The organism is Mesorhizobium sp. M7A.F.Ca.CA.002.04.1.1 (genome assembly GCF_004022805.1).
Classification (GTDB): Bacteria; Pseudomonadota; Alphaproteobacteria; order Rhizobiales; family Rhizobiaceae; genus Mesorhizobium; species Mesorhizobium ciceri.
In genome coordinates this window covers 1-2,593 of sequence record NZ_RZPL01000762.1, presented here as the reverse complement: position 1 = coordinate 2,593, position 2,593 = coordinate 1, and the positions used below count along the sequence as shown (strand labels likewise).

The 2,593-nt window shown below is 62.9% G+C and carries 1 protein-coding gene; it reads right to left on the bottom strand.

Annotated features, from left to right (window positions below; all coding sequences use genetic code 11):
- Positions 1-2,052, bottom strand: a 2,052-nt coding sequence (locus tag ENZ75_RS28040; protein ID WP_281061299.1) for a helicase-related protein, incomplete at its 3' end; no start/stop codon positions are given.
- Between the last annotated feature and the right edge of the window lie 541 nt (positions 2,053-2,593).

The window sequence follows — 2,593 nt, the reverse complement described above, 5'->3', positions numbered from 1 at the left end:
GACATGGTAGGCGCCGAAGCGCACGCCAAGCCGGCGAAGGGCTGCGCGGCCTTCCTGGTCGAGCGACTTCATCTCCTCGGCGATGTCGCGGCGGTTGATGAGGCCGAAATTCTCGACCAGCTGGAAGGCGATGCCACGGCCGATGCCGGAAATCTGGTCGGCGTTTTTCAAGTCGACCAGCGGCTTCAGCAGCGACTCGATCTGGAAATTGACGAAACGCTCGGCACGCGCGGCGACCTTGTCGCGCGCCGGGCCGGTCAGCTGTTCGTCGGCCAGCAGCACCAGCCGCGGCTTCAGCGCGTCTTCGCCTGATACAAGCGTGCCGATCGGCGCACCGATCCAGCGCAGCGTGCCATCCGACCCGAGCGCGATATCGCCATTGGCCGAGGCGCCGAAGCGTTCGGCGCGCGCCTCGAACTCGGCGGCCAGCGCCTTCTGGGCAGCGGTGCGCACCGCCTTGGCGTCTTCGCCGCCGGCGGTCTGGTCGGCGGTGAAGCGGAACCCTTGCAGCTCGCCGACATGGTGGCCTTCGACAAGGACGGTTCCGGTAGGACTAATTTCGGCTTCAGGCATGGTATTTTCTCTAAGGCGCCGCATGAGGACGGAAGTCCTGCGGTCTACGAAGCGTTTCGTCAACCGCTCATGCAGCGCATCCGACAATCTGTCTTCGATTTCGCGCGTCTTTTCCTGCCAGTGTGCCTGATCGGCCAGCCAGCCGGGCCGGTTCGACACGAATGTCCAGGTGCGGATCTGGGCAATGCGATGCGAGAGCGTATCAATGTCGCCCTCTGTTGTGTCGGCGCGGCGAACCTGCTCGGCCATATAATTCTCGTCGACATGGCCGTGGCGTGCGAGGTCCGTGTAGATCGAGGCAATGAGGTCGGCATGCTGGGCCGGCGCGATCCTGCGGTAGTCGGGCAGCGCGCAGGCTTCCCACAACAGCGCCACGCGCTTGGCATTGGTGGTGAGTGCGCGGATGTCCTCGTCGCGCGACAGATGCTCGAGCGCCTGTGCATCGACGGCAGGCAATGCCCGTGTCAGTCCCTCGACCGGGGCGTTGGTTTCGATCGAGCGCTTCAGCGCGTCGAGGCTGGCAAAGTCGAAATGTGCGGTGCGCCATTGCAGCACCTTCACCGGGTCGAAGTCGTGGCCTTCGATCTTCTTGATCAGATCCTCGTCCAGCGGGTCGACCTGGCCGGTGACACCGAACGTGCCGTCGCGCAGATGCCGGCCGGCGCGGCCGGCGATCTGGCCAAGCTCGGCCGCCGTCAGATTGCGGTACTGGAAGCCGTCGAACTTGCGATTCTGGGCGAAGGCGACGTGGTCGAGATCGAGGTTGAGACCCATGCCGATGGCATCGGTGGCGATGAGGTAGTCGACATCGCCGGACTGGAACAGCGCCACCTGGGCGTTGCGGGTGCGCGGCGAGAGCGCGCCGAGCACGACGGCGGCACCGCCCTGCTGGCGGCGGATCAACTCGGCGATGGCGTAGACCTCGTCGGCGGAAAAGGCGACGATCGCCGTGCGCCGCGGCAGGCGGGTCAGCTTCTTGGAGCCGGCATAGGCAAGATGCGACAGCCTCGGCCGCGTCACCACCGAGACACCCCTCAGCAGGCGCTGCAGGATACTTTGCATGGTGGCGGCGCCCAGCAGCAGCGTTTCCTGGCGGCCGCGCAGGTGCAGGATGCGATCGGTGAAGATGTGGCCGCGCTCGAGGTCGCCGGCGAGCTGCACCTCGTCGATGGCGACGAAGGCGGCGTCGGTCTCGCGCGGCATGGCCTCGACGGTGCAGACCGAATATTTGGCGCCCGGTGGCTGGATCTTTTCCTCGCCGGTAATCAGCGCAACCTTGTGGGCGCCGACCTTTTCGCAGACGCGGGCGTAGACCTCGCGCGCCAGAAGCCTGAGCGGCAGGCCGATGATTCCACTCTCATGCGCCACCATGCGCTCGATGGCGAGATGGGTCTTGCCGGTGTTGGTCGGCCCGAGCACGGCGGTCACGTCGCGGCCCGACAGGATCAGCGGCTCAGTGTGTTTGGGCTGGATGTTCATCAACCTAGAATAAGGCTTCCGGGACCTGGAGATAAGGCTTCTGGCCTCTGGTTGTCGGGAGCGTGCCTCAAATGGGCGCGTATGACAGGCGACACATAGGGATTTCGGGCGCGAAGCGAAAGCGGAATGTTCCGTCGGCAGCCAGAAGGTGGTTCCGTCAAGCTCTCAATCAGAATGCGGATTAACGGATAGAACGAGTCTGGAACGAATCGGCGACGAATCAGTGACTCCTGCAGGTTCAGCTTTTGTTCACGGCTATATGTGGATTTCGCGACCACGAGACGCACCACATGCTGAATCGCTGAACTGGCCCGTTTCGTGCTAAGAGGGCATTGCCATTAACCTTTGCCGATAAACGATCACAATGGCTTGGCGTGCCTCGACCAAGGTTATGAAATTGTTGATCTTTCTTAATCTGCGTTAAGCAATTGGCAGGGGATTCTGGCTGTCGTCGTTAACGTTCAGCTCAAAGCCGGAACGAATCGGCGACGAATCAGCGATGGCGGAATTTTCCCGTTTTGTTCACCTCAATATCTTGTGT